The organism is Cryobacterium sp. SO2 (genome assembly GCF_026151165.2).
GTDB lineage: Bacteria > Actinomycetota > Actinomycetes > Actinomycetales > Microbacteriaceae > Cryobacterium.
In genome coordinates this window covers 3,920,403-3,946,312 of sequence record NZ_CP117849.1, presented here as the reverse complement: position 1 = coordinate 3,946,312, position 25,910 = coordinate 3,920,403, and the positions used below count along the sequence as shown (strand labels likewise).

27 protein-coding genes and 1 pseudogene are annotated in these 25,910 nt (G+C 67.0%); 20 read left to right on the top strand and 8 right to left on the bottom strand.

Translation table 11 applies throughout. The features are described from left to right. Window positions 1-33: 33 nt before the first annotated feature. The 3 genes from BJQ94_RS18600 to arr form a co-directional block, all read right to left on the bottom strand. On the bottom strand, window positions 34-1,653 hold the full coding sequence (locus BJQ94_RS18600; RefSeq protein ID WP_275875526.1) for an HNH endonuclease signature motif containing protein: 1,620 nt from the start codon (window positions 1,651-1,653) through the stop codon (window positions 34-36). 132 nt (window positions 1,654-1,785) lie between these two features. Further along, complete coding sequence (locus BJQ94_RS18595) at window positions 1,786-2,724, bottom strand: 5'-3' exonuclease (protein WP_265398713.1); 939 nt, start codon at window positions 2,722-2,724, stop codon at window positions 1,786-1,788. 85 nt (window positions 2,725-2,809) lie between these two features. Beyond that, on the bottom strand, window positions 2,810-3,238 hold the full coding sequence (arr, locus tag BJQ94_RS18590) for an NAD(+)--rifampin ADP-ribosyltransferase (protein ID WP_265398695.1): 429 nt from the start codon (window positions 3,236-3,238) through the stop codon (window positions 2,810-2,812). A 121-nt stretch (window positions 3,239-3,359) separates the two neighbouring features. Here arr and BJQ94_RS18585 point away from each other — a divergent pair, with 121 nt between their 5' ends. Both BJQ94_RS18585 and BJQ94_RS18580 read left to right on the top strand, forming a co-directional pair. Beyond that, a complete protein-coding gene (locus BJQ94_RS18585) occupies window positions 3,360-3,722 on the top strand; it encodes a PadR family transcriptional regulator (protein ID WP_265398696.1) in 363 nt (120 codons plus the stop codon). A 3-nt stretch (window positions 3,723-3,725) separates the two neighbouring features. Further along, window positions 3,726-4,283: a hypothetical protein gene (locus tag BJQ94_RS18580; RefSeq protein WP_265398697.1), complete on the top strand. Its 558-nt coding sequence runs from the start codon at window positions 3,726-3,728 to the stop codon at window positions 4,281-4,283. 11 nt (window positions 4,284-4,294) lie between these two features. On the opposite strand, the gene BJQ94_RS18575 is transcribed toward BJQ94_RS18580, so the two are convergent. Next, window positions 4,295-5,434, bottom strand: coding sequence for an aminotransferase class I/II-fold pyridoxal phosphate-dependent enzyme (locus tag BJQ94_RS18575; protein WP_265398699.1), 1,140 nt, complete (start codon window positions 5,432-5,434; stop codon window positions 4,295-4,297). A 136-nt stretch (window positions 5,435-5,570) separates the two neighbouring features. Between BJQ94_RS18575 and BJQ94_RS18570 the strand changes: the two genes are divergently transcribed. From BJQ94_RS18570 to BJQ94_RS18540, 7 genes are all read left to right on the top strand, one after another. Continuing rightward, window positions 5,571-6,074 carry a DUF6328 family protein gene (locus tag BJQ94_RS18570; RefSeq protein ID WP_265398700.1) on the top strand — a complete coding sequence of 168 codons (504 nt, stop codon included), beginning with the start codon at window positions 5,571-5,573 and terminating at the stop codon, window positions 6,072-6,074. 113 nt (window positions 6,075-6,187) lie between these two features. Continuing rightward, entirely contained in the window at window positions 6,188-7,057 is an 870-nt protein-coding gene (locus tag BJQ94_RS18565; RefSeq protein ID WP_265398701.1) for a cation-transporting ATPase, read from the top strand. Between the two features lie 73 nt (window positions 7,058-7,130). Continuing rightward, window positions 7,131-7,424 carry a hypothetical protein gene (locus BJQ94_RS18560; RefSeq protein ID WP_265398702.1) on the top strand — a complete coding sequence of 98 codons (294 nt, stop codon included), beginning with the start codon at window positions 7,131-7,133 and terminating at the stop codon, window positions 7,422-7,424. 65 nt (window positions 7,425-7,489) lie between these two features. Next, window positions 7,490-8,665 (top strand): epoxide hydrolase family protein, encoded by a 1,176-nt coding sequence (locus tag BJQ94_RS18555; protein ID WP_265398703.1) that lies wholly within the window; start codon window positions 7,490-7,492, stop codon window positions 8,663-8,665. A gap of 131 nt (window positions 8,666-8,796) precedes the next feature. Continuing rightward, window positions 8,797-9,021: a hypothetical protein gene (locus tag BJQ94_RS18550; protein ID WP_265398704.1), complete on the top strand. Its 225-nt coding sequence runs from the start codon at window positions 8,797-8,799 to the stop codon at window positions 9,019-9,021. 162 nt (window positions 9,022-9,183) lie between these two features. Next, window positions 9,184-11,424, top strand: coding sequence for an EAL domain-containing protein (locus tag BJQ94_RS18545; RefSeq protein ID WP_265398705.1), 2,241 nt, complete (start codon window positions 9,184-9,186; stop codon window positions 11,422-11,424). 4 nt (window positions 11,425-11,428) lie between these two features. Then, window positions 11,429-12,148, top strand: a complete 720-nt coding sequence (locus BJQ94_RS18540) for a CPBP family intramembrane glutamic endopeptidase (protein WP_265398706.1) — start codon at window positions 11,429-11,431, stop codon at window positions 12,146-12,148. A gap of 97 nt (window positions 12,149-12,245) precedes the next feature. Here BJQ94_RS18540 and BJQ94_RS18535 read toward each other — a convergent pair whose 3' ends face one another. Together BJQ94_RS18535 and BJQ94_RS18530 are read right to left on the bottom strand one after the other, a co-directional pair. Beyond that, complete coding sequence (locus tag BJQ94_RS18535) at window positions 12,246-12,506, bottom strand: GlsB/YeaQ/YmgE family stress response membrane protein (RefSeq protein ID WP_265398707.1); 261 nt, start codon at window positions 12,504-12,506, stop codon at window positions 12,246-12,248. Between the two features lie 69 nt (window positions 12,507-12,575). Then, the gene (locus tag BJQ94_RS18530) at window positions 12,576-12,878 is read right to left on the bottom strand and encodes a hypothetical protein (protein ID WP_265398708.1); all 303 of its coding nucleotides are present in this window, start codon (window positions 12,876-12,878) and stop codon (window positions 12,576-12,578) included. 152 nt (window positions 12,879-13,030) lie between these two features. Here BJQ94_RS18530 and BJQ94_RS18525 point away from each other — a divergent pair, with 152 nt between their 5' ends. Together BJQ94_RS18525 and BJQ94_RS18520 are read left to right on the top strand one after the other, a co-directional pair. Continuing rightward, window positions 13,031-13,573, top strand: coding sequence for a MarR family transcriptional regulator (locus BJQ94_RS18525; protein ID WP_265398709.1), 543 nt, complete (start codon window positions 13,031-13,033; stop codon window positions 13,571-13,573). Continuing rightward, complete coding sequence (locus tag BJQ94_RS18520; RefSeq protein WP_265398710.1) at window positions 13,570-14,058, top strand: MarR family transcriptional regulator; 489 nt, start codon at window positions 13,570-13,572, stop codon at window positions 14,056-14,058. The genes BJQ94_RS18525 and BJQ94_RS18520 overlap by 4 nt, the downstream gene beginning before the upstream one ends. A 10-nt stretch (window positions 14,059-14,068) precedes the next feature. Here the strand turns inward: BJQ94_RS18520 and BJQ94_RS18515 are convergent, their stop codons facing one another. Further along, window positions 14,069-14,308, bottom strand: coding sequence for a hypothetical protein (locus BJQ94_RS18515; protein ID WP_265398711.1), 240 nt, complete (start codon window positions 14,306-14,308; stop codon window positions 14,069-14,071). Between the two features lie 95 nt (window positions 14,309-14,403). Between BJQ94_RS18515 and BJQ94_RS18510 the strand changes: the two genes are divergently transcribed. The 9 genes and pseudogenes from BJQ94_RS18510 (at window position 14,404) to BJQ94_RS18470 (ending at window position 25,539) form a co-directional block, all read left to right on the top strand. Then, complete coding sequence (locus BJQ94_RS18510; RefSeq protein WP_265398712.1) at window positions 14,404-14,760, top strand: hypothetical protein; 357 nt, start codon at window positions 14,404-14,406, stop codon at window positions 14,758-14,760. A gap of 113 nt (window positions 14,761-14,873) precedes the next feature. After that, a pseudogene (locus BJQ94_RS18505) lies at window positions 14,874-15,980 on the top strand (IS256 family transposase); the annotation flags it as partial. 561 nt (window positions 15,981-16,541) lie between these two features. Next, complete coding sequence (locus tag BJQ94_RS18500; protein WP_265399222.1) at window positions 16,542-17,714, top strand: sedoheptulose 7-phosphate cyclase; 1,173 nt, start codon at window positions 16,542-16,544, stop codon at window positions 17,712-17,714. Continuing rightward, window positions 17,711-18,367 (top strand): 4'-phosphopantetheinyl transferase superfamily protein, encoded by a 657-nt coding sequence (locus tag BJQ94_RS18495; protein WP_265399223.1) that lies wholly within the window; start codon window positions 17,711-17,713, stop codon window positions 18,365-18,367. The genes BJQ94_RS18500 and BJQ94_RS18495 overlap by 4 nt, the downstream gene beginning before the upstream one ends. Further along, the gene (locus BJQ94_RS18490; RefSeq protein ID WP_265399224.1) at window positions 18,364-20,196 is read left to right on the top strand and encodes an ABC transporter ATP-binding protein; all 1,833 of its coding nucleotides are present in this window, start codon (window positions 18,364-18,366) and stop codon (window positions 20,194-20,196) included. The genes BJQ94_RS18495 and BJQ94_RS18490 overlap by 4 nt, the downstream gene beginning before the upstream one ends. A gap of 68 nt (window positions 20,197-20,264) precedes the next feature. Further along, window positions 20,265-21,950 carry an ABC transporter ATP-binding protein gene (locus BJQ94_RS18485; RefSeq protein WP_265399225.1) on the top strand — a complete coding sequence of 562 codons (1,686 nt, stop codon included), beginning with the start codon at window positions 20,265-20,267 and terminating at the stop codon, window positions 21,948-21,950. Between the two features lie 76 nt (window positions 21,951-22,026). Next, window positions 22,027-22,863 (top strand): DUF4037 domain-containing protein, encoded by an 837-nt coding sequence (locus BJQ94_RS18480; protein WP_265399226.1) that lies wholly within the window; start codon window positions 22,027-22,029, stop codon window positions 22,861-22,863. Continuing rightward, on the top strand, window positions 22,860-24,092 hold the full coding sequence (locus BJQ94_RS18475; RefSeq protein ID WP_265399227.1) for a DegT/DnrJ/EryC1/StrS family aminotransferase: 1,233 nt from the start codon (window positions 22,860-22,862) through the stop codon (window positions 24,090-24,092). The genes BJQ94_RS18480 and BJQ94_RS18475 overlap by 4 nt, the downstream gene beginning before the upstream one ends. 13 nt (window positions 24,093-24,105) lie before the next feature. Further along, entirely contained in the window at window positions 24,106-25,539 is a 1,434-nt protein-coding gene (locus BJQ94_RS18470) for an AMP-binding protein (protein ID WP_265399228.1), read from the top strand. A gap of 7 nt (window positions 25,540-25,546) precedes the next feature. Here BJQ94_RS18470 and BJQ94_RS18465 read toward each other — a convergent pair whose 3' ends face one another. Next, entirely contained in the window at window positions 25,547-25,804 is a 258-nt protein-coding gene (locus BJQ94_RS18465) for a phosphopantetheine-binding protein (RefSeq protein WP_265399229.1), read from the bottom strand. Window positions 25,805-25,910 lie beyond the last annotated feature (106 nt).

The following is a 25,910-nucleotide window of genomic DNA, read 5'->3' as shown; positions in this document are numbered from 1 at the left end:
AGGGAACCCCCTCTCGAACCACCCGATGAACGTTTAGAACGGCGGGTTCTCCGGCACCGGAGGCGACGGGCGCCGCTTCGGCTGATGCTGAGGCATCAGATAGGTGTTGTCGGCGGGGCGCTTCCGGGTCGTCGGGCCCACCGCCGGCGGCAGCGGCCGGGGTGGTCCCATCGGGTTGGCCGGGTCGGTGCGGTAGCTGCGGTTGCCGGGCGAGGTCCAGAGCAGGATCCCGCCGGGTTCCTGGGTAACCCGCCACTGGGAGAGGTGTTTGAGCCGGTGGTGGGGCTCGCAGAGGTGGGCGAGGTTGTCGCTGTCGGTTCCGCCGCCGTCTGCCCAACCCTGGGTGTGGTCGACGTCGCTCCTGACGGCGGGGCGGGAGCAGCCCGGGAACCGGCAGGTTTCGTCGCGTATCCGGAGCCATTTCTTCATGGCCTTGGTGTTCTTGTACTGGGTTGTGCCGAGGGAGAGCACCACTCCGGTCTCGGGGTGGGTGAGCAGCCGGGTGAAGCTGGGCGCGTGCGCGGCGATCTCCCGTGCGGCCTCGGGTGAGATCGGCCCGTAGCCCTCGAGGGAGGCGGGCTCCTCGTCCAGGCCCAGCAGGGTGAACACCGATACCGTGACCATCACCGTGCCGCGAATCCCGGCGCCCAGGCCGTCGGGCGTGATGCCGTCCAGCAGGAGAGCGCGGGTGAGGTCGGCTCGAAGCTGGTCGCGGGAGCGCTTCTTCTGCTCCTCATCCGCGTCGGCGGCCGGCCCTGTGCTCGAGGACGCCGATTCGCTAGCCTTTTTCAGGTTCACGGCCATCGAGTCGATGCGGTCGTAGGCGGCTGTGGTGTCGTGGGCGGTGCCGTACCAGTGCAACCAGCCCATCCCATCCGGTGCGGCCTCCCAGTATGTGCGGCGTTCGGCGAAAGCGTTCGTGGTGCGGGTCACGATTGATTCGGGATGCTGCCTCTCCCGCAGTCGGCGGGCCTTGTCGGTGAACCGTCCCAGCGGCATCGTCTTCGCGGCTGGGAGGACGGCTTCTTCGAATGCGGCCTGGTCTTCGTCCGGCAGGGTGCGCATCTGGTCGACGAGCGCCAGGGCGTGCCGGTGGCTGATCTCCCCGGCGGAGAGGGCTTCGAAGGTGGCCGGGGCGCACATCAGCCAGAGCGACTGGTCCATCATCCGTTCCACCGTGCGCTCGGCCACGCGCAGGAGGCAGGCGGTCTCGCTCACGATGGTGCGGCGGGCCACGTCCCGGTCGTCCCAGCGGCTGTAGGCGGCGGCGCGGGCCTGGTCCTCGGTCATGCTGGCCGCGTCCAGGTCGGACTGCCGGATGCTCTCCGGGTTGCCGTGCAGCCGGGAGGAGACTTGCGGGTCTTCGCTCCAGCACTGCAACTCGACGAGGAGTTCGGCCTGCCGGGCCTGCGCCTGGGCGATGGCGCGGGCTTCGGCCGCGATCAGTTCGGTGCGGCGGACCAGCTCCGTGCGAACGAGTTCGTCCAGGGTCAGGTTCGGGACGTACGGATCGCCAGGGTCGGGTTCGTGGGGTTCGGTCTCGTGGGGTTCGGTCGGGTCGGCAGGAGCGGGGGTGGACCCAGGTGGAGCGGACTCCGGAGAGTGATGGTCATCATCCGGAGCGGGCGGTGGTGCCTGGTCGGGGCTACTCATAATGAGATCGTCTCACCTACCACCGACATCGCACCCGCCCGTCGGCGCGCCCGGGAGCACCCATCAGCGAGCCGTGAGAAAAGCCCCAAAAACCCCGAATTTTCGGGGTTTAGCTCACGGCTCGTGAGGGTGTCAGGCGAGCGCGGCGAGGGCTTCGCGCGCTCGCTTCATTGACGTGCTCAGGCCCCACCGCTCGGTCAGTTTCTGCAGCTCGGCGGCCTGCTCGGGCGTGGTCGGGCGGATGCGGGCGTCGAACGCCGGTAGCTTCAGGTCGCGCACCACATTCACCACCTTCGGTGCCACCTGCAGGTAATCCGCGGCGGCCAGAATCTTTGCCCGCGCGGATGCGCCGAGCGCCGTGCCCGGGTCGGCGGCGGCCGCGACGATGCCGGCCAGGTCGCCGAAGTCGGCCAGCAGCGTGGCCGCGGTCTTCTCGCCCACCCCGGCCACACCGGGCAGCCCGTCGGAGGCGTCGCCGCGCATGGCGGCGAAGTCGGCGTATTGCGCCGGGGTGACCCCGGTCTTGGCCGTGAGGGTGGCGTCGGTGAGAATCTCCAGCCGGGCCATGCCGCGGCCGGTGTAGATCACCCGCACGTCGCGGGAGTCGTCAACGAGCTGGAAGAGGTCGCGGTCGCCGGTGATCACATCCACCGGGATGGATGCGTGCGAGGCGAGGGTGCCGATCACGTCGTCGGCCTCGTGCTCGGCGGCGCCGACGATCGGGATGCCGAGCGCGGTGAGCACCTCCCGGACGATCGGCACCTGCGGGCTGAGCAGGTCGGGCACGTCCTCGATCGACGGGTCGGCATCCGTCGTGGGCCCTGCATTGGAGGCGGACACAGCGGCCACTCGATGGGTCTTGTAGGTAGGGATGAGGTCGACCCGCCACTGCGGCCGCCAATCGTCGTCCCAGCAGGCCACGATCTCGGTGGGCTGGAACTCGGTGGCGAGCCGGGCGATCATGTCGAGCAGCCCGCGCACGGCGTTCACCGGCTCCCCGGTTGGCGCCCGAACGGTGTCGGGAACCCCGTAGAACGCCCGGAAATACAGGGCGGCGGTGTCGAGGAGCATCCGGCGTTCGGGTTGAGTGGTCACGGCGGCATCCTGCCACATCGGGCTCGCGCGATCCAGACTGAAGCTTGGCAGCGCAGCCCGGTCAGTCGTAGATGACTGCGCCGCCGTCGCGCTTGAGCGCTGCCAGGCCGTCTCGCATGGCCTGCAGGTTCTCGGGCGAGTGGCCCACCCAGTCGGTGAGCTCGCCGATGACCTTCACGGGCTCCCGGGTGCGGAACGAGTGCGTGGGATTGCCCGGAAACTTCTTGTCGGTCACGTTGGGATCGTCTTCGAGGGCGCCCAGCGGTTCGACGATGTAGATGCGCCCACGGCCGGCCCCCAACGCCAGTTCGGCGCCCCACGTCGCGGCATCCAGCGTGGCCGTCACATAGACGTAGTTCGTGACGCGTCCGGCTTCGAAGTTGGATTCACGGCCGGGAACGAGGAGGTCGCCCACGGCCAGGTCGGCTTTTGTGCCGTGGAAGAGCGCACCCGTCTCGTGCACCTCGAACGGTATCGGTTCGCTAGTCATGCTTTCCCCATCTGGTTCACCCTGGGATTTTAGGCCAGTCGAACGGGGCGCGCCCGTGAGTCGGATGGAGGCGGTCAACTCCGATGCAACTTATCGTGCAATGCAGCATATGCTGTTGTGCATGGCAACTGATGTGGGAACGCAACTCCGCAAGGGGGTGGTCGAATACTGCGTGCTCGGCCTGCTCCAGGGCGCCCCGACCTACGGCTGGAAAATCTCGGAACGACTGGTGTCGCTGGGGCTGATCGGCAGCATCGGAACGTTGTATCCCTTGCTCAGCCGGTTGCGCGACCAGGGCCTGATCATCGCGCAAGCCGACGAGTCGGATTCGGCGCGGCCGCGCAAGTACTACAGCCTCACGCCTGCCGGCCGAGAGCAACTCGGCCTGTTCCGGGCGCAGTGGCAGCCGTTCTCCGATGCGGTCAGCACCATCATCGCAACCCCCACAGCAACTCCCACCGCAACTCCCAATAAAGAGGAATGACCCATGACCACCAACGATTCGTTCAGTGATCCGGCCCGTCGATTCCTCGAGGAGCTGTCGAACGCCCTGTTCGCCGTGCCGCCGGCATTGCGCACCGAGATCCTGTCAGAAATCTCCGGCGAGCTTGCCGGCCTCGACGCGGATGCGGCCCGGTCGCGCATTGCCGAACTCGGCGATCCCCGGGCCATCGCGGCAGACCTGGCCGCCGAAGCCCAGCCGCCCGGCGCCCCGGTGGTGGTGTCCAAGGCCTACCCCACCGCTGCCGCCATCGTCTTGACGGCCGGGTGGTACGTCATTCCGATCGTCGGCTGGATCGTGGGTCTCGTCATGATCGGAGCCTGCGCCCGGTGGGCCGCGCAGGTGCGTGTCGCGGCGATGGTCGCATCCGTGGTCGCTGCCGTGATTGCGGTTCTGGCGCTGCTCCTGCTGCGCGGCACCGACGCGTGGATTCTCGGACTGGCGGTGTTTCTCGTCGTGCCGCTGCTCGCCAATATCTTCGTGGGCAGCTATCTCCGACGCGAATGGGCGGCCCCGGCGACAGCCAGGCCGGCTACCGCCTGATCGACCGCGGCTCAGGCTGCGGGCAGCCTCGACAACGCTGTGAGCAGCGGCTCCTGCCGGCCGGCCAGGCAGATGCGGATCCAGCCCTCGCCGCCGGCCCCGAACGCGGTGCCGGGCGCGACGGCCACGCGCTGGGTCAGCAGAAAGTCCTCCGCCCAGGCGGCCACATCGCCGTTCGAGGCGTGGGAGACGTTGATCCACAGGTAGAAGGCACCGCCGGGGCGGTGGTAGCCGATGCCGCGGGCATCCAGAGCCGCGCACGCCGCGTCGAGGTTGCTCCGATAGTGCGCACGCGCATCCGCGATCGCGGACTGGTCGCCCTCGATGGCTGCGACGGCGGCGAGCTGCGCGGGCAGGTTCACGCAACTCACGATCGCCTCCTGGGCGGCGCGGAACGTGCCGGCCACGCCGGGCGGGGTGACCAGGTATCCGACCCGCACGCCGGTGAGCGCGTAGGTCTTGGAGAGGGAGTAAACGCTGAACACCCGGTCGCTGCTATCCAGGCTGGCGACGCTTGTGAAGGCACCGTCGAAGGTGAAGTACTCGTAGACCTCGTCGCTGATCACCCAGAGGTCGTGCCGGGCGGCGAAATCGAGCAGCTCGCCGATCACCTCCGGCCCGTAGACCACGCCGAGCGGATTGGACGGGCTGTTGATCAGCAGCACCCGGGTTCGCGGGGTGATGATCTGCTCGAGCTCGGCGATCGCGGGCGCGAACCCGCGCTCGGCGGTGAGCCGGTACGACACCGGAACGGCGCCGACGAGCCGGGCCGCCATCGCGAAAGTGGCATAGCCGGGGTCGGGAATGAGGATCTCGTCGCCGGCATCCAGCGTGAGGCACATCGCCATGTGCAGGGCTTGCGAGCCGCCCGCGGTGATGTGCACCTGGTCTTCGTCCACGGCGTAGCCGTTGTGCGCGGCGAGCTTGCCGACAAGCGCGGAGCGCAGCAGCAGCAGGCCGCTGTTCGGGCTGTAGCCGGTCGCGTCGTTCTCCCACGCCCGCGCGCCCGCGGCCAGGATGTGCGGTGCCACCCGCGCCTCGGGTTCGCCCACGCTGAGCTGGATCACATCGTCGAACGCGGCGGCGAGTTCAAAGATGCGGCGGATGCCCGACCCCGGGATGGAACGCGCCGTGGACGATATCTGGGGCATGGGACTCCAAGGTCTGGCCGGGCAGTGGGTAGGGATGGCCGTGGGCAGGGATGGCCGTGGGGATGGTGGAACAGGCAGATGAGGGCCACGCTTATTGTCTCAAAGACGATTACAGCGACAGACGAAGGGTTCAGTGATGCCCGACCCCGCTCCGCGCACCCCGGAGGAGCCCAGCCCGGCTCCGGACGGCCGCACCGAAACCCCCACCGAGCAATTGGACCGGAACTGGGCCGAGCTGCTCCAGGAGCTCCGGGTGATCCAGACCGGCACACAGATCCTCACCGGCTTCCTGCTCGCCGCGGTCTTCCAGTCCCGCTTCGCCGATCTGGATGCCTTCCAGCGCGACACCTACCTCGTGCTGGTCGTCACCTCCATCGTCACCACGCTGGTCGGGCTGGCGCCGGTGAGCCTGCACCGGGTGCTGTTCCGCCGGCAGGCCAAGGACACCATCGTGCGGTACACCGACTACTTCGTGCAGGCGACACTTGCCGGAGTAGCGATCACGGTCGCCGGCATCGGGCTGCTGATCTTCGACCTCGTGCTCGGCCGGGCCTGGGGAGTGGCCTTCGCCGCCTTCATCGTCCTGGTGGTGCTCGTGATCTGGATCGTGGTGCCGCGTCGAATACGTCGCAAGCACTGACCGGTGCCGGTGCCGACTACCGGCTAAGAGGCTTTGCTCAGGCGCGGTCGGGAAGACTGGGGAACCAGTCAATTGAAGGGCCTCCTGTGAGCAATCTCCAGCGCATTCTGAACATGGCATCGAAAGCCCTCGACAAGTCGGGGCAGTCCTCCACGAACGGCTCAGGCAAGACGGACTGGCGCGACCTGGTGCGCACGGCGGCCGACAAGGTCACCGGCGACACCCGGCCGGCCGCTGCAACTCAGCCGTCCGCCGCAACTCAGCCGCCAGCAGCAGCTCCGCTCGCGGCCGCCACGCCTCAGCGCGCCGCAGCCACACCCCAAAACGCCGCCATCCCAGCGGATGCGGCGGCCATCGCCCGCTACGACTACCTCCTGAAGACCGCGCAGCCGGAGCAGCTCGAACAGGTGCACCGCGACGCCTTCGCCCGGCTCACTCCCGCCCAGCGCGAGCAGGTCAACGCGCAGCTGCGCGCGGAGCTGCCAGCCACCGAGCAGCCGGCGTCGGCGGAACCCGCCGACCTCGCGCGCGCGGCAGCCAGGGGCGAAGCGCACAACCCCGGCTTCCTGCGCTCGCTGTTCGCCAAGCCCGCCGCACAGGGCGGCGCCGGCGCGCTTGCCGGAGTCGGACTCGGCGCTGTCGCCGGAGCCGGTCTGGGCGCGGCCGGCGGACTCCTCGCCGCCGTCGCCGGTGGCGCCGTGCTCAGCAGCGTGGCCGCACCGATCCTCGAACAGGCCGCTGGGCTCGGCGTCGACTTCGACAGCCTGGCCGGTGGCCTCGGCGACCTCACCGCCGGCGCCGAGGACTACGCCAGCGGCCTGGGCGACATCGCCACGGGCGCAGAGGACTACGCCGGTGGGGTCGGCGAGCAGCTGACCGAGGCCGGGTCGAACTTCGACGCGTCGAGCCTCACCGACCTGGCCTCGAACTTCGAGATCCCCGGGCTGGGCGACCTCGGCCGGTTCTTCGGCCGCGAGAGCTGAGGAAGCGCGGCTCCGAGTAGAGCGGCCAGTGGTCTTCAGTTCATTCGCCATTCGTTGGTGTTATATAGGGAACATGGACCAGCCGACTGACTCCGACACCCCGGCCACGAACCCGAACCACAAGGCCAAGAAGATTCTGGCCGACGCCGACCGCAGAGACGACGAAGCCGACGTCCGAGACGCCGAATCTGACAAGCGTGCAGAAGCCGCCGACCTCAAGGCCTTCCTCAACGTCGGGGAAACCTATTCCGGCCACGGTGAACGCCGCGCCGCCGCGATCGACCGGTCCCACTCCAAGAGCGATCGCGAATCATCCGCCGACGACCGGGCCCAGCTCGCCGAACAGGTGGAAGAGGCCGAAGAGTAAGGAGCGCCAGCATCGGCTCGGTGCAGGACGCCCCGTAGCACGGGGCCCGCAGTATGGTCGAGGACATGCCGAACGCTGAGCGTCGCCCCGAACCGTTCACCACGCAGACCGACCCCGCCGCGCTGGCGGACCTCCGCGCCCGCCTGCGGGCCACGCGCTGGCCGGATGCGCCGGAGGACGCCGGCTGGGCCCTCGGCACCGACCTCGACTGCCTGCGCGACCTCGTCGGCTACTGGGCCGACGAGTTCGACTGGCCGGCAGCGGAGGCCGCACTCAACCGGTTACCCCGGTTCCGAGCCCAGGTCGGCGGGCTGGGCATCCACTTTGTGCATGCCCGTGCCGTTGCGCCCACGGGGCCCGTGTTGCCGCTGGTGCTCAGCCACGGCTGGCCGGATTCTTTCTGGCGCTACTCCAAGGTGATCCCGCTGCTCACCGACCCGGGTGCACACGGCGGCGACCCGGCGGATGCGTTCGACGTGATCGTGCCCGACCTGCCCGGGTTCGGCTATTCCGACATCCCTACCGGGCCTGCGCTCAACTCCATTGAGGTGGCCGGGCTCTGGGCAGAACTCATGGGCGGTCTCGGCTACGCCCGGTTCGGTGCGGCCGGCGGCGACATCGGCAGTCACGTGAGCCGCTACCTCGCCCTCGACCACCCCGACAAGGTCGTGGCCGTGCACCGCACCGACGCCGGCCTGGCCGTCTTCGACGGCGACCTGGCAGATTTGGCCCCGGAAGAACGCGACTGGTTGCAGGGCGGTGCGGCCTGGGGTGCGGCGGAGGGTGCCTACGCGGCCATGCACCGCACCAAGCCGCAGACTGCCGCGTTCGGGCTCACCGACTCGCCGGCGGGCCTGGCCGCCTGGATCGTCGAGAAACTGCGGGCCTGGAGCGACTGCGACGGCGACCTCGAGAGCGTCTTCAGCCGGGACGAGATCCTCACCAACCTCACCATCTACTGGTTCACGGGCACCATCGGGTCGTCGATGCGGATGTACAACGCGAACGCCGCCATCCCGCCCGCTCAGCTCGCCCGCCGGGTGGCGGTGCCGTCGGGCTTCGCGATCTTCCCCGGCGACCTGGTGCGCCCGCCGCTCGCCTGGCTGGAACGCACCGCGAATGTCGTGCGAGCCACCGAGCCGGCGCATGGCGGCCACTTCGCCGCGTTCGAACAGCCCGAGTTGTACGCCCACGAGCTGCGGGAATTCTTCCGGCCGTATCGGGCCTCGACTCGGGCCTGAGGCACGCTAACAGCCCGCGCGCGTCGCCCACAAGTCGTCACTTCCGCCGACTAGCCATCGCCGTCGATTGCGCGCAGGGTTGCGGTATCGCCTCTGAACAGCAGGTGCGAAACCGAGATCGAGGTGTGCAGATGGTGGTTGAGCGCAAGTTCCTGGTCGCGAACGTGGCCCTGTCCGTCTCGGCGCTGGCCCTGCTGGTCGCGACCGGGCTGTTGATCACCAGCTTCGTGGTGGGTGTCGGTACGGCGGCGGGTGCGACGCTCTCCCTCACCGGCAGTGGGTTGACGGTCGCGTTCGTGGCGGCGGTGGCCATGCTGACCCTGTGGACGATCCGCCTGCGCCGAACCACCGAATAGACAGGCCGAGTAGCGGTCGCCGGCACCGGGTCGTGCCGCGCCGACACTCGCAACGGGCACCGTCAACTACTCTGATGCCAGGGGGTGCGGTGTCGGATGCGAAGGCGAACAGACGATCTCGACGGGCCCGCATCGGGGACTGACCGTTTTCGCACTGCCTCGATGTGGCTCATGTGGCTGATCCTGGCCGCCTACCTGGTGGGCCTGCTGGTGCCTGGCGACTCGTACAGCCCGTTTGTCGATGGCTGGTTGGGCTCGATCACCCAGTTCGTGCCGGCTTTCGTATGTTGGATGGCGCTGCGTCGCACCAGGTCCCGGCGCCTGCAGGTAGGCCTGGCGGCGGCCGCCGTGACCTCGTTCGCGCTCGCGAACGGGTACTACATCCTGTCGCTGGCCGGCTCCCGATCACTGCCGTTCCCGTCGTTCGCCGACGTCGGTTATCTGCTCTTCTACCCGCTCACACTGGCCGCGTTGATCGCGCTGGTCTACCGGCAACTACCGCGCTTGCCGTGGCCGGTCATCCTCGACAGCGCCATGGGGGCGCTCGGGTCGGCCGCGGTGTTGGCCGTTTTGCTCAGCCCGGTCGTGGATGCGGCGCTCGAGGGACCGGTGTCCGTCGCATCCGTCTTCGCCGTCGCCTATCCGTTGTTCGACCTCGTGCTGGTGGCGGCCATCGTGGGCATCGCCGCCACCCGCGGGCTCGTCGCCGGCCGACGCTGGGGCTACCTGGTCTTCGGCCTGATGGTTTTCACCGCAGCGGATGTTGTCTACGCCTTGCGGGTGTCCAACGAGGATTACGTGATCGGTACCCCGCTCGACGCCGGTTGGGCCATCGGACTCACACTGTTGGCCGTGTGGGTGGACGGCTCGGCGCTGCGGGAGAGGGCGGTGCGGCGGGAGACGTCCAGCACCTGGGTGCTGGCGGTTCCGGCGCTGGCCACGACCGCGGGCCTCGGCATCCTGGTGTTGAGCAGTCAGGTGACGGTGTCGTGGCTGGCGGTGCTGCTGGCCACTGCGGCGCTGATCATGGCGGCGGTGCGCACCCAGTTGGCCTTCCGGCAGCTCGTGAGCATGGCGGACCTGCAGAACCAGGCGTTGACCGACGATTTGACCGGGCTGCCCAACCGGAGGGCGCTCTACGCCGAAGTGCCCGTGCGCCTCGCGGCGTCTGCGGGGCGACCGAGCGCGCTGCTTCTGCTGGACCTGGACAGATTCAAGGAAGTGAACGACAGCCTGGGCCACAACGTGGGTGACCGCCTACTCGTGCAGGTGGGGCAGCGCCTGGTCGACCAGCTCAGCGCCGACGATCTGCTCGCCCGGCTGGGCGGCGACGAGTTCGCGCTCCTGCTCGGCGACGCCGGCCCCGAGCGGGCGACGGCGATCGCCGAAACTCTGCGCGCCGCGCTGGCCGAGCCGTTCACCCTCGAGGGCATCGCCCTGCAGGCCAATGTCAGCATTGGGATCGCGCTCTTTCCCGACCACGGCGTGGATGTCACCGGCCTGCTCCGCAAGGCCGATATGGCCATGTACGCGGCGAAGTCTGCGCGCGCGGGGCACCAGATCTACGTGAGCGCCAACGACAGCCACGGCGACGAACGGCTGCGCACCCTGCAGGAACTGCGCCTCGCGCTCCGTGATGACGAACTCGTGCTGCACTACCAGCCCAAGGTCGATCTGGCCTCCGGCGCGGTGCGCGGGGTCGAAGCCCTCGTGCGCTGGAATCATCCCCGCCGAGGCCTTCTGCACCCCGACCAGTTCCTCACCCTGGTGGAGGAGGCCGGCCTGATGCACGAGCTGACCCAGATCGTTCTGGGCGAGGCGCTGGACCAGGCCGCCACCTGGCAGGCCGACGGCCGGCCGCTGACGGTGGCGGTCAACCTGTCGGCGAGCTCCCTCATCGACGCCAGCCTCCCGGCTCGAATCGCCGCCATGATCGCGTCCCGCGGCCTCACCACCGCGGCCCTGCTGTTGGAGATCACCGAGGACTTCCTGATGGCCGACCGGGACCGGGCCCACGGCATCCTGACGCAGCTGCGCGAAAGCGGCATCCACATCGCCATCGACGACTTCGGCACCGGCTACAGCTCGCTGTCGTACCTGCGTGACCTGCCCATCGACGAACTCAAACTCGACAGATCGTTCGTGCTGCCGATGGCGGACAACGCCCGCGCTGCCACGCTTGTGGGGTCGACCATCGCCCTGGCCCACGGGCTGGGGATGCGCATCGTCGCCGAAGGCGTGGAGGTGGAGGATGCCTACGCCGACCTGGCCCGGTTGGGCTGCGATCAAGCCCAGGGGTACTTCATCTCCCGCCCGCTTGCCGCCGCCGAGCTGGACGCCTGGTTCACGCAACGTGCGGCGCAGGCCGCCCAGCATCCCGCAGTCGCCGTGGCCGGGGAGTAGACCGGTGCCCACCTCGGGCCGTGACGGCGTAGTGGCGTCCGTGCGCTCGCCGCTGGCGCTCAAGCCGACGCTGGTGCTCCTGGCGGCGCTGCTGCTGGTGACGGTTGTGTTCTTCGGCGCCGTCGTGCTTGGGATCATGGTCGTCCCCGGCGTGCGGGAGGTCGCCGTTCCGGTGCTGGCGGGCACTCTCTTCGGTCATGCTGCGGTGATGCTGCTCGTGCTGCATCTGGGCCTGCGCCGGGCGGGCAGCGGCTGGCGGGCGATCGGATTCCACCGCCCGACACCGCGCATCCTGCACCTGCTCTGGCAGGTCCCCGTGATCTTCCTTCTCCTCGCCGCGGTGCAGGGGCTCGCTTTCGCGCTGACCGGGGAGGTCGCCAGCAGTGGCGACGCGGTGGACTCGCTCCTTCTGGGCGTGGGTCCGTTGCTGGCGGCCGCCAGTTTCATCGGGATCGCTCTCCTCACCCCGATCTGGGAGGAAGTGGTCTTCCGTGCCCTCGTGTATGGCGGATTCCGCCGCCGGTTCGTCCCCATCGCGGCGGCACTGCTCAGCGCGGCGCTCTTCGCGGCCTTTCACGGTGTGCCGATCCTGCTGCCCTACATGCTCACCCTCGGCCTGGCGCTCGCCTACCTCCGCGAGTTCCACACCACCCTGTGGGCGCCCATCGTGATGCATGTGACCTTGAACGCCCTGGTCACCGGGGTTGCCCTGCTGGCCCTGTAGCGTCCGATGCTGCCTGCGCGCCGGTGGTGCAGAAACTGGGGATACAAAAGAAGGCACCGATCCCTGAGGATCGGTGCCTTCAACGTCCTGTCGCTGGTTAGCGGCGGCGTCCGGTGATCGCGCCGTAGATCACGAGCACGATGATTGAGCCGCCGATGGCGAGCACCCAGGTGGAGAGGGAGAAGAAGTCGTTGATGCCGACGTTGAAGAGGAGCCCGCCGAGGAAGCCGCCGACGATGGCGCCGACAACGCCGAGCAGTAGGGTGACGAGCCAACCGCCACCGTTCTTGCCGGGGAGGATGAGCTTGGCGATGGCGCCGGCGAGGAGGCCGAGGAGGAGGAATCCGAAGAAGCCCATGAGTGTCTCTGCTTTCTGATCGTGCTGCTGGTGAGATGGAACTGAAGAAAAAAGAAGGGAAGTGAGAGGTCAGGCGGCGAGGGAGCCGCGCAGGTAGACCGGCCGCGGCACCCGCTTGAAGAAGGACCGCGTCGGTACGGCAGCGGACTCGTCACCGTGGTTGGCTAGGGCGTCGATGTGCTGGGCGAGGGCCGCCTGGGCGGCCGGGATGCTCGTGGTTTCCGCCACAACCGAGCCGGTGTTGCTGCGCACGGTGAAGTGCCCGTCCACGAACTCGACTAGGCCGGCATGCTCACCGTTGGCGGCGGCGACCCAAAGATTGCTCTCGGGGTTGTACCAGGCGATGTGGGTGCTGGTGTTGGCGCTTGTCATCGAGCCCCCCTTTAGCTAGTCGGTCTATTAGTTCGTGTATCTAGTAATAATTTACATGAACCAAAACCGAATGCAAATGCCACGAGGGCAGGTGGCTGCGAAGGCCCTGAGAGGCCGAGACGACATTTTGTTAGGAGAACTAGTATTTGTGGATGGCATATTCGGTTCAGGACGCGGGCACGCATTACTGGTACGCCGACGACGCCCAGCGGGAGCGGAGTGTCGCGGTTCTCGAGGCGTTGCGCACCTATCGCGCGGCGGAGTCCGCGATGCGCAGCCGAACCCAGCGATCCATGGGTTTGGGTGAGAATGACCTGCTCGCGCTGCGCTACCTGCTCATCGCAAAGCAGGACGGCCGCACGACCGGCCCCAAAGAACTGACCGCCTATCTGGGCATCTCGAGCGCGTCGACAACCGTGTTGATCGACCGCCTAGAGCGAGCCGGCCAAGTGCGGCGGGAGCACAGCCCCTTCGACCGCCGCGCCCTGATCCTGGTGCCCACCGCCAGCACCGACGCCGAGATCCAGGCTGCCCTGGGTGACGTGCCGGCGCGGATGGTTGAGGTCGCCAACCGCCTGGATCCGGCGCAGGCCAAGGTCGTCGTCGATTTCCTGCACAACATGCGCGCCGCGGTCGACGAGATCGACGCGCACGTCGACTCCGACGCTCCGCCCTCCTCCGCGTCGTCCCGGTGAGCATCCCGGGTTCGACAGGGCCGGTCGCGTCGCCCCAGGCCGACGAGGTCATCGCGACACTGCTGGAGTACCGGCAGGCAGAAGAAGCCATGCGGCGCCGCACCCGCGACTCGATGCGGATGGGCACAAATGACCTGCAGGCGCTCCGGTTCCTGATCAAGGCCGAGGGGGAGCAGCGGATCGTCTCCGGTCGCGACCTCGCGGACCACCTGGGCATGACCTCGGCATCCGTCACAGCACTGCTCGACCGGCTGACGAAGAGCGGTCACGTTCAGCGCACCCCGCACCCCACCAACCGGCGCAGCAACGTGGTCACCGCCACCCCCGGCTCCGACGACGAGGTGCGTCAAACCCTCGGCGCCATGCACGCACGGATGATCGACACGGCCAGGGCGCTCAGCCCCGCCGATGCGGCGCTCATCGCGCAGTTCCTCACGTCGATGACGGCCGCCGTCGACAGCGTGGACTCGGATGCTGCCCGCTGACACCCAGTGATTACTTGCTAGAGAAGCTGTTCGGGTCGAGGCCGGCGATCCGTCGCGCGTGCTCCTGAAGCGTCGCGTCGTCTACCTCGTGGCCGCCATCGGCGAAACGCTCGCGTAGAGCGCCAAGCACCTGGGCTTCGTCGTGGCCGGCGAGGTCCGCCTCCTGCTGGCTCAGAATGCCCGCCACCATGTCCGCATCCGTGGCGCTGTGCTGAGACTGAATCGGTTCGTTCTGGGTTTCGCCGGTCATTCTGTCCTCCATTGGCAGGAATGCGTGAGCCTATTGTGCCTTACGACCCTGCAGATCATCCCCGAGATACCCAGTTGGTCTGCGACGATAACTCAATGCTGCCTGAGGACTGGATCGAACACCGCCGCGAAGACCGCGAACCGGTGGGTTGGATCGTGCCGGCGGGCGAGGGCTTCCGCCCGGTGGATCGCCTGGGCCGTTGGGTGACCACGGAGCCGGTCGACTGGCTGGAGGCCGAGGAGATTCTGGAGGCGCTGGGTATCGGCTTTCTGGCCGATCGCTTTCTGCTGCGCCTGGCCGACGGTACGGAGCGGCCCGTGCGGATCAGCGAGGCGAGCCCCGACGGAGTGACGGTCGTGGCCGACGAATATGGCGCCGCCTCCGCGGTGGGTGCCAACAGTGATCGCTTCCGGCTGCCATTTCCCGCGCCAGACGAGCTTCGCCCCGAGTGAGCTGACACCCCGCCCGGCCCCGCTTTCCTGATGGGTCACCCCTGGCTGCGGAATAGATGCGCGGCCAAGACGTTGGACCATAGTGACGCGCGACCGAAAAGCTCTACTAAGAACTCATCGATGCCGAAGCGACCGCGTTCATCGGCGCAGCCCCGTTCGAGCGCTCCGGGGACCGCACCACCCACCGCAACGGCGCCCGGTCCAGGACCCTGTCGACGACCGCCGGTGACCTCGACCTGAAGATCCCCAAGCTCCGCGCCGGGTCATTCTTCCCCGCCCTACTGGAACGGCGCCGCCGGGTCGATCAGGCGTTGTTCGCGGTCGTGATGGAGGCCTACGTCCACGGCGTCTCAACCCGGAAAGTCGACGACCTGGTCAAAGCCCTCGGCGCTGATACCGGGATCTCCAAGTCCGAAGTGTCCCGGATCTGCGCCGGCCTGGACGCCGAGTTCCGCGACCGCACCCTCGCCGCGCAGAACTTCCCCTACGTGTTCCTCGATGCGACCTACTACAAGGCCCGGGTCGGGCACCGGATCGTGTCCCAGGCCATCGTCGTCGCCGTCGGCGTTGCCGTCGACGGGCGCCGGGAAGTCCTGGGTTTCGACGTGGGCGACAGCGAGAACGAGGGCTTCTGGACGTCGTTCCTGCGGTCGCTGAAGACCCGCGGCCTCGACGGGGTCAAGCTAGTCATGTCTGACGCTCACACCGGCCTGAAGAAGGCCATCGGGACCGTGTTCCAAGGCGCCGGCTGGCAGCGCTGCCGGGTGCATTTCATGCGCAACGTCCTCGCGGTAATCCCGAAAGGATCGCAGGACATGGTCGCCTCGATCATCCGCACCATCTTCGCCCAGCCCGACCGTGAACACATCGAGAAGCAGTTCCGCGAGGTCACCACGATGCTCGCCCGGTCGCACCCGAAGGTCGCGGCGATGCTCGTCGACGCGCAACCCGACCTGCTCGCCTTCGCCGCGTTCCCCAGACGGCACTGGCGCCAAATCTGGTCCACCAACCCGCTCGAACGGGTGAACAAAGAGATCAAACGCCGCACCGACGTCGTCGGCGTGTTCCCCAACGCCGCAGCCCTGCTGCGCCTGGCCGGGTCGGTCCTGATCGAGCAACACGACGAGTGGGAAGCCGGCGAACGCCGCTACTTCTCCGAGTCATCCATGCTCGAGCTGGGCACCATGACCAACCCATCGAGGTCATCGACGAGGCGGTGATCCTCCCCGAACTCGCCGCCGCCTAAGCTAGAACAACTGACCCGCACGGTGTTGAGAAACTCCACCACTCAGCGGGACGTGACCCCGGACCGCTCCCGCAGCCACTCCAACCCTGGCCGCAGGGGCAGGCCTGACTACTGACATTTAGATGAGCACTTTACTGACATCGAGATGAGCGTTCTCACCGGGTATTGAGAATGTTCTATCTCCATATCAGTAGCCGGTCCACGCCTCTTTGGGCCGCTGCTGCGTGTTGTAGCGCCCCCGAAGGTGATCTTCTCGACTGACGAAAGGAGGAGTTCTCTGGCATGTGAATTTTCGCATTCGGTATTTTTTCATGGATTAGACATCCGATCTAAGTGCGAAGGTCAGGCGTGCATATCGGCATCCCGGCCTATTGCCACGGGGCAGATGGTTGCAATACTCAGGATGTCAAATCGAGCTGAGGGGTAGCAAGGTGGGGTGAACACGTCATATCATCTGACCTATGCGACATGGGAGTCGCATCACGATCGATTTCAGGAGGCGCTGAGGCCCGATGAGACGGAAAAGATGTGAGCTATGAGCATTCACTCCGCTGTTGTGGACCAAGTCACCGCGGGATCACGGCAATCGGCTACGTTCGACCTAACGGTCGCGGCCCAACGCGAGACCCGTTACCGCATCGTAGAGACGCCGGCAGCCTTCGCCTTGGACAGCCCGCTCACCGAAGCGTTGCATAGTGCGCGCGGCACCACCTTGATCGTGGTAGACGACGCAGTGTGGGCCACAAGCCGGCGCAAAATCCAGGAGTACCTCGACGTCGTCACGGTCGCGCACCGAGTGCTCGTGCTTCCCGGAGGCGAGTCCAACAAAACCCTCGAGCATGTGCTGAGGGTGGTGGAGGAAATGGATGAGTGCGTTACGCCGCGTCGTTCATCCCCAATCGTCGCGATCGGAGGCGGAGTTGTCTGCGACGTCGTCGGCTTTGCTGCGAGCGTCTACCGGCGTGGTGTCCCCTACATTCGAGTGCCGACAACCTTGCTGGCCCAGGTCGACGTCTCGGTCGCGATCAAGACCGGGGTGAACCGCGGCGGATACCGTAACCGGCTGGGCGCATTCTGGCCCGCGAAGCTCACCGTTCTGGATCGCCATTTTCTCGCGACTCAGTCGGTGGTGGAGATCTCACACGGGCTCGGTGAGATCTTCAAGCTCGCGGTAATTAAGTCTCCCGAGCTGTTCGGGCAGCTCGAACAGCTACCGGCGGGCTGGTCGCCGGCCTGGATCGCGACCGACGAACTATCGGCGCAGTTCAGCCGCCTGGCGGTCGCTGAAATGGCCGAGGACCTCGGCACGAATCTCTGGGAGGACGATCTGGCCCGGTGCGTCGACTTCGGCCACAGTTTCAGCCCCTTAATCGAGATGCGCAATGGCCAGCACCACGGGCATGCCGTCGCGTTGGACGGCCTGCTGAGCTCCTGCCTAGCCGCCGAACGTGGCCTTATCGACGGCGAGACTCTGGAACGGATCGTCGCTGTGATGCGTCGGTGCGCGTTGCCGACCAGCCATCCGGACTACGCCGACGTCGACCTGCTCTGGGAGTCGTTTCGCGAGACGATTGCTCACCGCGATGGCCACCAGCACCTCCCACTGCCCACCGCGATCGGGCGTTGCACCTTTATCGAGGACCTCTCTCGCGACGAGCTACCCGGCGCGGTGCGGCTGATGCGCCGGGTCACGGAGAACAGGCGATGATCGAACGTCTCCTTCCGTTCGAGGTCGCCTCGGCCGAGACTTTTTCAGAGCTGACCGGCGTGCTCCACCCTGCCGAGCAGGTGGCGGCGGCCGGCATGCGTCCCGCACGGAGGGACGAGTTCGTGACCGGACGCGTCTGCGCCCGGCGCGCACTGGCGCGACTGGGCCATCCGGATTCGCCGGTTCCGCGTGGATTCCGCGGCGCCCCGCGCTGGCCCGCCGGCACCGTGGGGAGTATTTCCCACTGCCCGGGCTACCGGGTCGCCGTAGTGGCGTCGGACGAGAAGCTGGTCGGTGTCGGCGTGGACGCCGAACCGAACCTCCCGCTTCCCCCTGGTGTGCGGGACTCGATCGTCTGTGACGAAGACGAACTCCGGCGCCTGCTCGACTTCTCAAACGACACGGTGCACGTCGACAGGATGTTGTTCAGTGCAAAAGAGGCCGTCTATAAGCTGTGGTTCCCCCTCGTCGGGCGCGGCTTGGGCTGGCGTGACGTGGATATTTCCTTCGACGAACGCGGCTCCTTCACTGCGCGGATCGCTTCTGCTCGGGGGCTCGACTGGCGCCTGGTGGGCCCAACCGGTCGGTGGATGGTGTCCCGAGGGCTCATCCTCACGGCCGTTGCCGTTGGCGCTCCAGGAAGTCCTTGGTGAACGCGGCGCGACGACGTCTCCAGACCGTCGCTTGGGAGGTTTCGCTCATCGCCGCGATGGGCCCGCGCCGGGTTGGCGTGTTGCTGATTGTCCATGGGCTGCTGGCCGTGGTGCCTATCGGTTTGGTGCTGGCCTTCTCGGGGACCGTCGCGGCCTTCGGCGTGGCAGGGGAGGGACGCTCACGCGCCACGGCTGCTGCGATCACATTGCTAGCCGCCTTGCTGGTGCTCCAGCGGCTTCTGGAACTGGTCGCTGAGCCGGTAGCGCTGTGGGGAGCGAGCGGAGCCGACCTCCATTCCCGCACGCGTCTGACGCAGGATCTGGTCACTCCCGTGACAATCGATCACGGCGAGACGGAGGAGGTTCGTGGGCATCTCGCCACTGTGCGCGGCGACCTTCGGGGGCAGACCCCAGGAATGGCTGTCGCGGCCTGGTTCTCGCTTGCGGTGCGGATCATCCCGGCGGCCTGGTGCGTCGTCCTGATCGCCGACTACTCGCTCGTGGCCGCCGTGTTCGCGTTGGTTTTGTTGTTGTTCCGACGATGGCTGCAGCAGCATTCTTTCGGAATGGTCTACCGGTCCTGGGCCTTGGTGGGCCCGGCAGCGCGGCGTTTTGAGTACTGGCGGCGATTCCACGTCGATCCCGCCTCGGCGAAGGAGATCAGGGTTTTCGGGCTCTCAGACTGGTCGCTACAGAGATTCCGTGACGCGGCGTTTGACAAGTTCGCGCCGGTCTGGTCGGGCCGGCGAGCCGCGAGTCGCTGGAGCTGGCCCTCTGTGGCCGCGGGACTCGCGGGTGCGCTCGTGATCTTACTGAGTATCGCCCTGCAGCCCGGACTGACTGCAGTGGCGGTGGCCCAGCTCGTGGCAGCCGGGCTCACCTTGTTGCGCTTGAGCGAACCGGCCGGAGAGAACCTCACGATCGAGCAGGGACGCCGAATTGGAACCTCTATTCGGGCGGTGCGTGCGGCGGCCTCCGCCGCGGTCTCGAGGGAGGGGCCTACAGGACGCGGGAACCTCGGCACCGGCCATCCGCCCGGAGTGCGCCTCGAGGACCTGCGGTTCCACTATCCGCATGACGAGCGGCTGGTTCTGCGCGGCATTGACCTCGAGGTCCCTTCCGGCTCGACGCTTGCTATCGTCGGCGGCAACGGGGCGGGCAAGACGACTTTAGTGAAGCTGCTCGCGCGCCTCTACGAGCCGACCGGCGGGTGCCTGTCCGCCGACGGCATCGACCTCCGCGATCTCGATGTGGAACGATGGAGGCGCCGTCTCGCGATCATGATCCAGGGCTTCGTGCGCTACGAGCTCACGCTTCGCGAGAACGTGCAGATGGGGGCGGCCGAAGCGTATGGTGACGGCGAGTTCTTCGATCGGGTGAAGAGCAGTCTAGGCATCGACGACATGGTGTCCGAGCTGCCGCTGGGCTGGGATACCTTGCTTGGAACCGGGCGCGCGGGCGGTGTTGGTCTCTCCGGTGGGCAGTGGCAGCGGGTCGCGCTGGCGCGGGCGGTATTTGCCGTGCGGGCGGGGCGGGACGTTGTGGTGCTGGACGAGCCCACGTCGCATCTAGACGCCGAGACCGAGGAACGGGTCCTCGCTCAGATCGAGGTGCTCTCCTCGGCGGCGACCGTGATCGTCGTATCCCATCGGCTGGCCACTATCCGCCACGCCGATCAGATTGTAGTGATGGCTGAGGGACGGATCCTTGAGCGGGGCACCCACGAGACGCTGCTGGCGGATCACGGGCACTACGCGCGGATGTTCGCCGCCCAAGCCGAGCGGTATCTGCAGCCGGAGGTTGTCGCACCCGCCGGGACCTCGTCGTGACGGGGAGTGGGACGTCGGTAATGCGGGAACTGTGGCAGACCGCCCCGCGTGCCGTCGCTGGACTCGGAGTGGCCTGGATCGCCCTCGCCCTCGGCCAGCCTGCCCTCGCGCTTTCGCTCAAGGCACTGGTGGGGGAGACATTATCGGGCACGGCCGCCACGGCTGCTGTCGCTGCGGCTGCTGCTGCCGTCGTCACGGCAGTCCTCGCCCAGGCGCTCTACCAGAGCTACCTGCTGCGGATCGAGATCCTGGACCGGGCGGGTCTGCGCCTGACCACGGGTCTACTTGACGACCTGTCTCGCCGTCCGGGCGTCGACCATTTTGAAGACGCCGCGACGCTCAGCCGGATTCGCGTGGCCCTTGAGGGGTGGGCCGTGAGCAGCGCCGTCACGGGGGGCGTACAGCTAATAGCTGTCGTGGCAGGACTGCTCCTCACCTTCCCCCTGCTTGGCGCAGCCGGGGGCACGGCACTGCTGCTCATTCCGCTGTGTGCACCGCTGATGGTGGCCGCCGCGTATTCTTTCCGGGCCCGTGTGCGAGGCTCTGAACGGGCCGCCGACGCTGATCGCATCGCCGAAGAGCTGCTGATAACGTTGCTCGATCCGGCTGCGGCCTGCGAGATTCGTATTACCGGAGCTGCTCCCGTGCTGCTTTCCGAGTACAGCCGGCAACACGAGTACGGCACGCGTATTCGCATTCGCTCGCAGCTACAAGGCGCGGCTGTGCTGGGGGCCGCATGGCTCCTGTTCACCGCTGGATTCGCCCTCATTCTTGCCGCCATCATCGGTTCTGAGCAGGCAGGCCCGGCCGATGCGGTACCGATTATCGCGATGGCATTGCAGATGCAGGGCATCGCGGTTGTGATGGTGAACGGTTCGACCGAAATTGTACGCGGACGTCAGGTGGCCAGGGCGCACCGCTCGGTGGTGTCGTCTAGGCCGGAGGGTACACAGCCGCACGCGGGCCGGATGCCGGAGAATCTGCGGTCGGGTATTTCCTTGCACGGGGTGTCGTTTTCTTACCCCGGCGCCGAGCGTCCGGCGCTGGACGCGATCGACCTTCACCTGCCCGCCGGATCGTTCGTGGCCCTTGTCGGCGCGCATGGATCGGGCAAGACGACTCTCGTGAAACTCCTCTTGCGCCTGTACGAGCCAACGACGGGCCGGATCGAGATCGATGGGGAGCCGTTGGACCGCATCCCAGTGACCGATTGGCGGATCCGTACATCTGCCTGCTTCCAGGATTTCCTGCGGATTCCTGCGCCTTTGATAGACGCAGTCGGCATAGGTGATCTGTCGGCCGTTCACGACGAAAACCGGGTGCGTGAGGCTCTAGAACGGGCGGGTGGCCAGCCGCTAGAGACCACCCTTCCCCAGGGGCTGCGCACCCTGCTCGGCGCGCCCGGACTCGGTGCGGAACTGTCGGGAGGACAGTGGCAGCGGATCGCTTTAGCGCGCGGTTTCATGAGGAAGGATCCGCTCCTTGTCGTCCTCGATGAACCGACTGCCTCTTTCGATCCGATCGCAGAGCGCGACATGTTCGAGAGCAACGCGCGATTCGCCCAATCCCTCGGCCGCCAGTTCGGCACAGTCACCATCGCCGTCACCCACCGCTTCGCCACGGTTATGAACGCGGATCTCATCGTTGTGCTGAAGGACGGCGCCATCCTCGAGCGTGGCAATCACGCCGAACTGATCCGACAAGGCGGCTCGTACGCCTCAACGTACTCACGGCAGAGGCGGGCGCACGAGTGAAGACGCGCTTGCCGACGCCCCTAGATGGGCGACATAACGCCCGATCTAAAGAACCGAGAACACAAAGGAGTGAGCAATGACCGACCAACGACTGGCCCCGTCCGCGGTAGCCGAGGAAGTGCGGGAGGCTGCCGCCGAGCTGCTGCCACTGTTGTGCGAAGGGAAGACCGGGCAGTTCGCCCTGACCGTCAGCGGATCCCTCAGCAAAAACACTTCCGACGAGCTCTCCGACGTCGATTTCCGCTTCTACTCCGAGCACCCCGTCGGCGTGCACGACAGCGGATGGCAGCGGCGCTGGGAACAGCTGCGCGAGCGTTGGGCCGAACGGGGCTTACGTCTGGACGAACTGTGGTTCCGCACAATTGCCGAGGTCGACGAGACGATCGACCAGTGGCTGGCTGGTGGAGTCGCGCCCGACGAGTTGATCTGGACGGTGTGGGGGTACCATCCCCTTACCGATCTTGCCCGCCAGGTGGCCGTCGTAGACAAGGACGGGCTGGTGGAGCGCTGGCGCGACCGGCTCGAACTCTATCCGGCATCCGTGCGTGACGCCACGATCCGTCGCCACCTCGGCCCGCTGCTTTACTGGCGCGACGACTACCACTACGAGAACAAAGCCATCCGGGGCGACGTGGTCTTCCTCGCCGGTCTGACGTCGGCACTCGTGCACCGTATCCTGCAGGTGCTCGCGGCGCTCAACCGGGTCTACTACCCGGGAGATGGCAACAATCTCGTAATGGCGGACTCCTTCACGATCGTGCCGACGGAGTTCTCTGCGCGTGTGACCGAGATCCTTGCCCCCGCGGCCCCGGGCCGCGACTTTATCGGCCAGCGCGCTCGCCTGGTCACCCTCATTGACGAGGTCGAGGACCTCGTCGCGCGGCACACTGCAGCTAAGGAGCGGTTCGAATGACCGACACGATAACCCCGATGACGAATAACGCTGTGGAGCGCTGGATCCCCTGCGAGGAGGATGGCTCTGGTCATAGCTTCGGCGATGAGGAGCTCGCCCTAGTGACGGAGGTACTCCGCAGCGGCGTGCTGATCTCCTCTGATGCCGGCTTCACCCGCCGCTTCGAGCTCGAGATCGCTGACCGCTACGGAGTTGGCGACGCCATAGCCTGTTCCTCGGGTACCACGGCCCTGCAAGGGGCACTTGCTGTGCTGGGCCTGGAGGCCGGTAGCGAGGTCGTCACCACTCCGCTGTCGGACATCGGCGGGGTCTCGCCGATCCTGCAGGAGGGACTGGTGCCGGTCTTCGCTGACGTGGATCCGGTCACTGGCAATATCGATCCCGAATCTGTCGAGCGGGCGATCTCACCGCGCACCTCGGCCATTCTGATAACGCATCTGGTCGGTAAGCCCTGCGACATGACCCGGCTCATGCAGATCGCCGAAAAGCACGGGTTGGCGGTGGTAGAGGATTGCGCTCAGGCTTACGATGCCCGGCATGCGGGCCGTTTCGTAGGTACCTTCGGGGCCATCGGCACCTTCAGCACGCAGCAGACCAAACACATCTCCGCAGGTGAGGGCGGCCTGGCCATTACCGATGATCCTGAGCTCGCACGCCGGCTGCGCTCTTGGGTAAATAAGGGCGTCGCCGCCCGCACCCGATCCCGCTCGGCAGATCATCCGATCCTCGGCATGAACGCGCGCATGAGTGAGGTGCAGGCGGCGATCGCTGTGGCGCAGCTGGGCAAGCTGGACGCTTCGATCGAGATCCGGATCTCCCACGCCGATTTACTATCGGAGCAGCTCGCCGGTGTCGAAGGCGTGATCTGCCCGTCTAACTCTGCCGGCGAGGTACAGACCTACTGGAAGTACCTGCTCAGCGTGGATCCTGAGGTCCTCCCGGGCGTGCGCGACCCAATGGCCGACGAGTTTTCGCGGCGTCGTGCTGTCGTCGTGCCGTGCTACCTGCACCTTCCGTTGTTCGAGAAGACGCTCTTCCAACGATACCCCCGCCGGCTCGTAGGTCAGGATGCGATCGGCTATGCCGATAAGGCCCGCGACGATACGGTGCATTTCCCGGGCATGAACGGGTTCATCGAGCGCGCCATCGTCGTCTGGTGGAACGAGCGGATCACGGTTTCCGACGTCGATCGCATCGCCGAGCTCGTGCGCTTGACGGTCGTACGCTGATAAGGGACGGACGATGGACATCGACCAGCGGATCACCGAGCTGGCGGAGCAAGATCCCAACCGCCTCTCCTTCGTCGGCGTTGACCCGACCGGCCGTGAGGAGACCTTAAGCCGGCGCGAGCTTGAAGACGGATCGCTCGCTGTCGCGCAGGAGGTCGCAGAGGCGCACGGTGCGGCCACCGTTGTCATGGTCACCGCGTCCAACGACGCCCGCACCCTAATCGAGCTGCTGGGGGTGCTCCGCAGCGGGAGCCTGCTCCTACTGATCGAGCCGTCGATGGCAGCCCGCTCCCTGACTGCACTCGCGCAGAGGGTGGCCGACGAGACCGGATGCGACGTCTGGTTCCGCGGCGAATGGTTGGCCTCTCCCGAAGGATCTGAGGCCCTCACCGCTAAGCCCTCTCCCGCAGGAGGGATCGTGCTGTTCACTGGGGGGACCTCGGGCGATCCCAAGGTCGTGGTGAGGCACGGTCGGCCGAGTTGGGATCCGCGCCGCGGGGCGCCGCTGCTGCTACAGCAGACAGGCTGGAGGGCCGGGCAGACGCACCTGGTGGCGGGTGGCTGGTACCACGCCGCTCCGCTAACGCACCTCGTCGAAGCCCTTCTGGGTGGCATTAAGATCGTGACGCCGCAGGTCTTCAATCCGCATGTCGTGCTGGCGGCGCTTGAACGCCACCGCGTGCAATGGACCCAGCTCACCCCTAGCCACCTGCAGTTGCTCGCCCCGCTTCTAGTTGAGCATCCGGGAGCGCTCGAAGCGCTTGTTGGCGTGCTCCACACAGCTGGCCCTTGCGCCCCGCGAACACGGGAGACCTGGATGGAAGCCCTCGGCCACGAGCGGTTGCACGAGATGTACGCCGCCACCGAGTCGATCGGAGTGACCTTATGCCGAGCCGACGAGTGGCTGACCCGGCCCGGCACAGTCGGACGCGGGTTTTTCACCCGGATACGAATCTATGCCGACGATGGATCGGGACCGCTGGCACCTGGTGAGGTCGGAACCGTCTACATGCGCACGATCGCCAGCGCAGCCAACGCTCGTGGGCCCGTGCTGAACAGCCGCGACGGCTTCCGCACGGTTTACGACATGGGCCGCCTAGACGAGGAGGGCTATCTCTACCTCGAAGGGCGCCGTGACGACCAGGTGATCGTGGGCGGCGAGAACGTGCGCCTCGAGGCTGTCGTTGCCACACTGCTGCGCCACGACAGCGTCCTGGATGCCGCGGTGGTGGCCGTGCCCGATCTGGTGCTCGGCCAGCGGCTAGTTGCGCTCGTGGTGCCCAGCCGTGAGGGAGATTTCCGCACATCGCTGCTATTCCACTGCATGACCGAGCTCGCTCCGCGCGAGGTACCGGCCGACATCCGGTTGGTGTCGAGCTTGCAGCGAAGCGAGGCGGGAAAACTCCGCACCACCATTCTGCGTGACCTGGTGACGGCTGATGGCTGAGCGCCAGCTAGATCCGGGATCGGTCCTCGGCGGCGGCGTGCACGACGTCGAGCAGGCGTCTCGGGGTGCCTGCGTCAAGCAAGTCCCAGAGTTCCAGTTCCACGCCGAACTCCGCCGTGATCTTCGACAGCAGGGTCATCGCGGTCAGGGAGTCGCCGCCGATGTCGATCAGATCGTCGTCCAGCCCGACGGACGATATCTGCAGTACTTCGCTCCAGAGATGCAACATCGTAGCCTCGTCCTGCTGCGGGTCGGTGGGCGTCATCGCGTCACTCCTCGGATCGGTGCCAGTGGTCGATGGAAGCCTACGGCAGCAGCGCCCATCGATGTAAGGGCCGATCCCCAGCACCCCGCAACGACTAACGAAAGGA

What these genes read in the sequence shown, in the direction of transcription:
- BJQ94_RS18600 (WP_275875526.1), bottom strand. Translation starts at nt 1,653, where the DNA reads ATGAGTAGCCCCGACCAGGCACCACCGCCCGCTCCGGATGATGACCAT.
- BJQ94_RS18595 (WP_265398713.1), bottom strand. Translation starts at nt 2,724, where the DNA reads ATGCTCCTCGACACCGCCGCCCTGTATTTCCGGGCGTTCTACGGGGTT.
- arr (WP_265398695.1), bottom strand. Translation starts at nt 3,238, where the DNA reads ATGACTAGCGAACCGATACCGTTCGAGGTGCACGAGACGGGTGCGCTC.
- BJQ94_RS18585 (WP_265398696.1), top strand. Translation starts at nt 3,360, where the DNA reads ATGGCAACTGATGTGGGAACGCAACTCCGCAAGGGGGTGGTCGAATAC.
- BJQ94_RS18580 (WP_265398697.1), top strand. Translation starts at nt 3,726, where the DNA reads ATGACCACCAACGATTCGTTCAGTGATCCGGCCCGTCGATTCCTCGAG.
- BJQ94_RS18575 (WP_265398699.1), bottom strand. Translation starts at nt 5,434, where the DNA reads ATGCCCCAGATATCGTCCACGGCGCGTTCCATCCCGGGGTCGGGCATC.
- BJQ94_RS18570 (WP_265398700.1), top strand. Translation starts at nt 5,571, where the DNA reads ATGCCCGACCCCGCTCCGCGCACCCCGGAGGAGCCCAGCCCGGCTCCG.
- BJQ94_RS18565 (WP_265398701.1), top strand. Translation starts at nt 6,188, where the DNA reads ATGGCATCGAAAGCCCTCGACAAGTCGGGGCAGTCCTCCACGAACGGC.
- BJQ94_RS18560 (WP_265398702.1), top strand. Translation starts at nt 7,131, where the DNA reads ATGGACCAGCCGACTGACTCCGACACCCCGGCCACGAACCCGAACCAC.
- BJQ94_RS18555 (WP_265398703.1), top strand. Translation starts at nt 7,490, where the DNA reads ATGCCGAACGCTGAGCGTCGCCCCGAACCGTTCACCACGCAGACCGAC.
- BJQ94_RS18550 (WP_265398704.1), top strand. Translation starts at nt 8,797, where the DNA reads ATGGTGGTTGAGCGCAAGTTCCTGGTCGCGAACGTGGCCCTGTCCGTC.
- BJQ94_RS18545 (WP_265398705.1), top strand. Translation starts at nt 9,184, where the DNA reads ATGTGGCTCATGTGGCTGATCCTGGCCGCCTACCTGGTGGGCCTGCTG.
- BJQ94_RS18535 (WP_265398707.1), bottom strand. Translation starts at nt 12,506, where the DNA reads ATGGGCTTCTTCGGATTCCTCCTCCTCGGCCTCCTCGCCGGCGCCATC.
- BJQ94_RS18530 (WP_265398708.1), bottom strand. Translation starts at nt 12,878, where the DNA reads ATGACAAGCGCCAACACCAGCACCCACATCGCCTGGTACAACCCCGAG.
- BJQ94_RS18525 (WP_265398709.1), top strand. Translation starts at nt 13,031, where the DNA reads ATGGCATATTCGGTTCAGGACGCGGGCACGCATTACTGGTACGCCGAC.
- BJQ94_RS18515 (WP_265398711.1), bottom strand. Translation starts at nt 14,308, where the DNA reads ATGACCGGCGAAACCCAGAACGAACCGATTCAGTCTCAGCACAGCGCC.
- BJQ94_RS18510 (WP_265398712.1), top strand. Translation starts at nt 14,404, where the DNA reads ATGCTGCCTGAGGACTGGATCGAACACCGCCGCGAAGACCGCGAACCG.
- BJQ94_RS18500 (WP_265399222.1), top strand. Translation starts at nt 16,542, where the DNA reads ATGAGCATTCACTCCGCTGTTGTGGACCAAGTCACCGCGGGATCACGG.
- BJQ94_RS18495 (WP_265399223.1), top strand. Translation starts at nt 17,711, where the DNA reads ATGATCGAACGTCTCCTTCCGTTCGAGGTCGCCTCGGCCGAGACTTTT.
- BJQ94_RS18480 (WP_265399226.1), top strand. Translation starts at nt 22,027, where the DNA reads ATGACCGACCAACGACTGGCCCCGTCCGCGGTAGCCGAGGAAGTGCGG.
- BJQ94_RS18475 (WP_265399227.1), top strand. Translation starts at nt 22,860, where the DNA reads ATGACCGACACGATAACCCCGATGACGAATAACGCTGTGGAGCGCTGG.
- BJQ94_RS18470 (WP_265399228.1), top strand. Translation starts at nt 24,106, where the DNA reads ATGGACATCGACCAGCGGATCACCGAGCTGGCGGAGCAAGATCCCAAC.
- BJQ94_RS18465 (WP_265399229.1), bottom strand. Translation starts at nt 25,804, where the DNA reads ATGACGCCCACCGACCCGCAGCAGGACGAGGCTACGATGTTGCATCTC.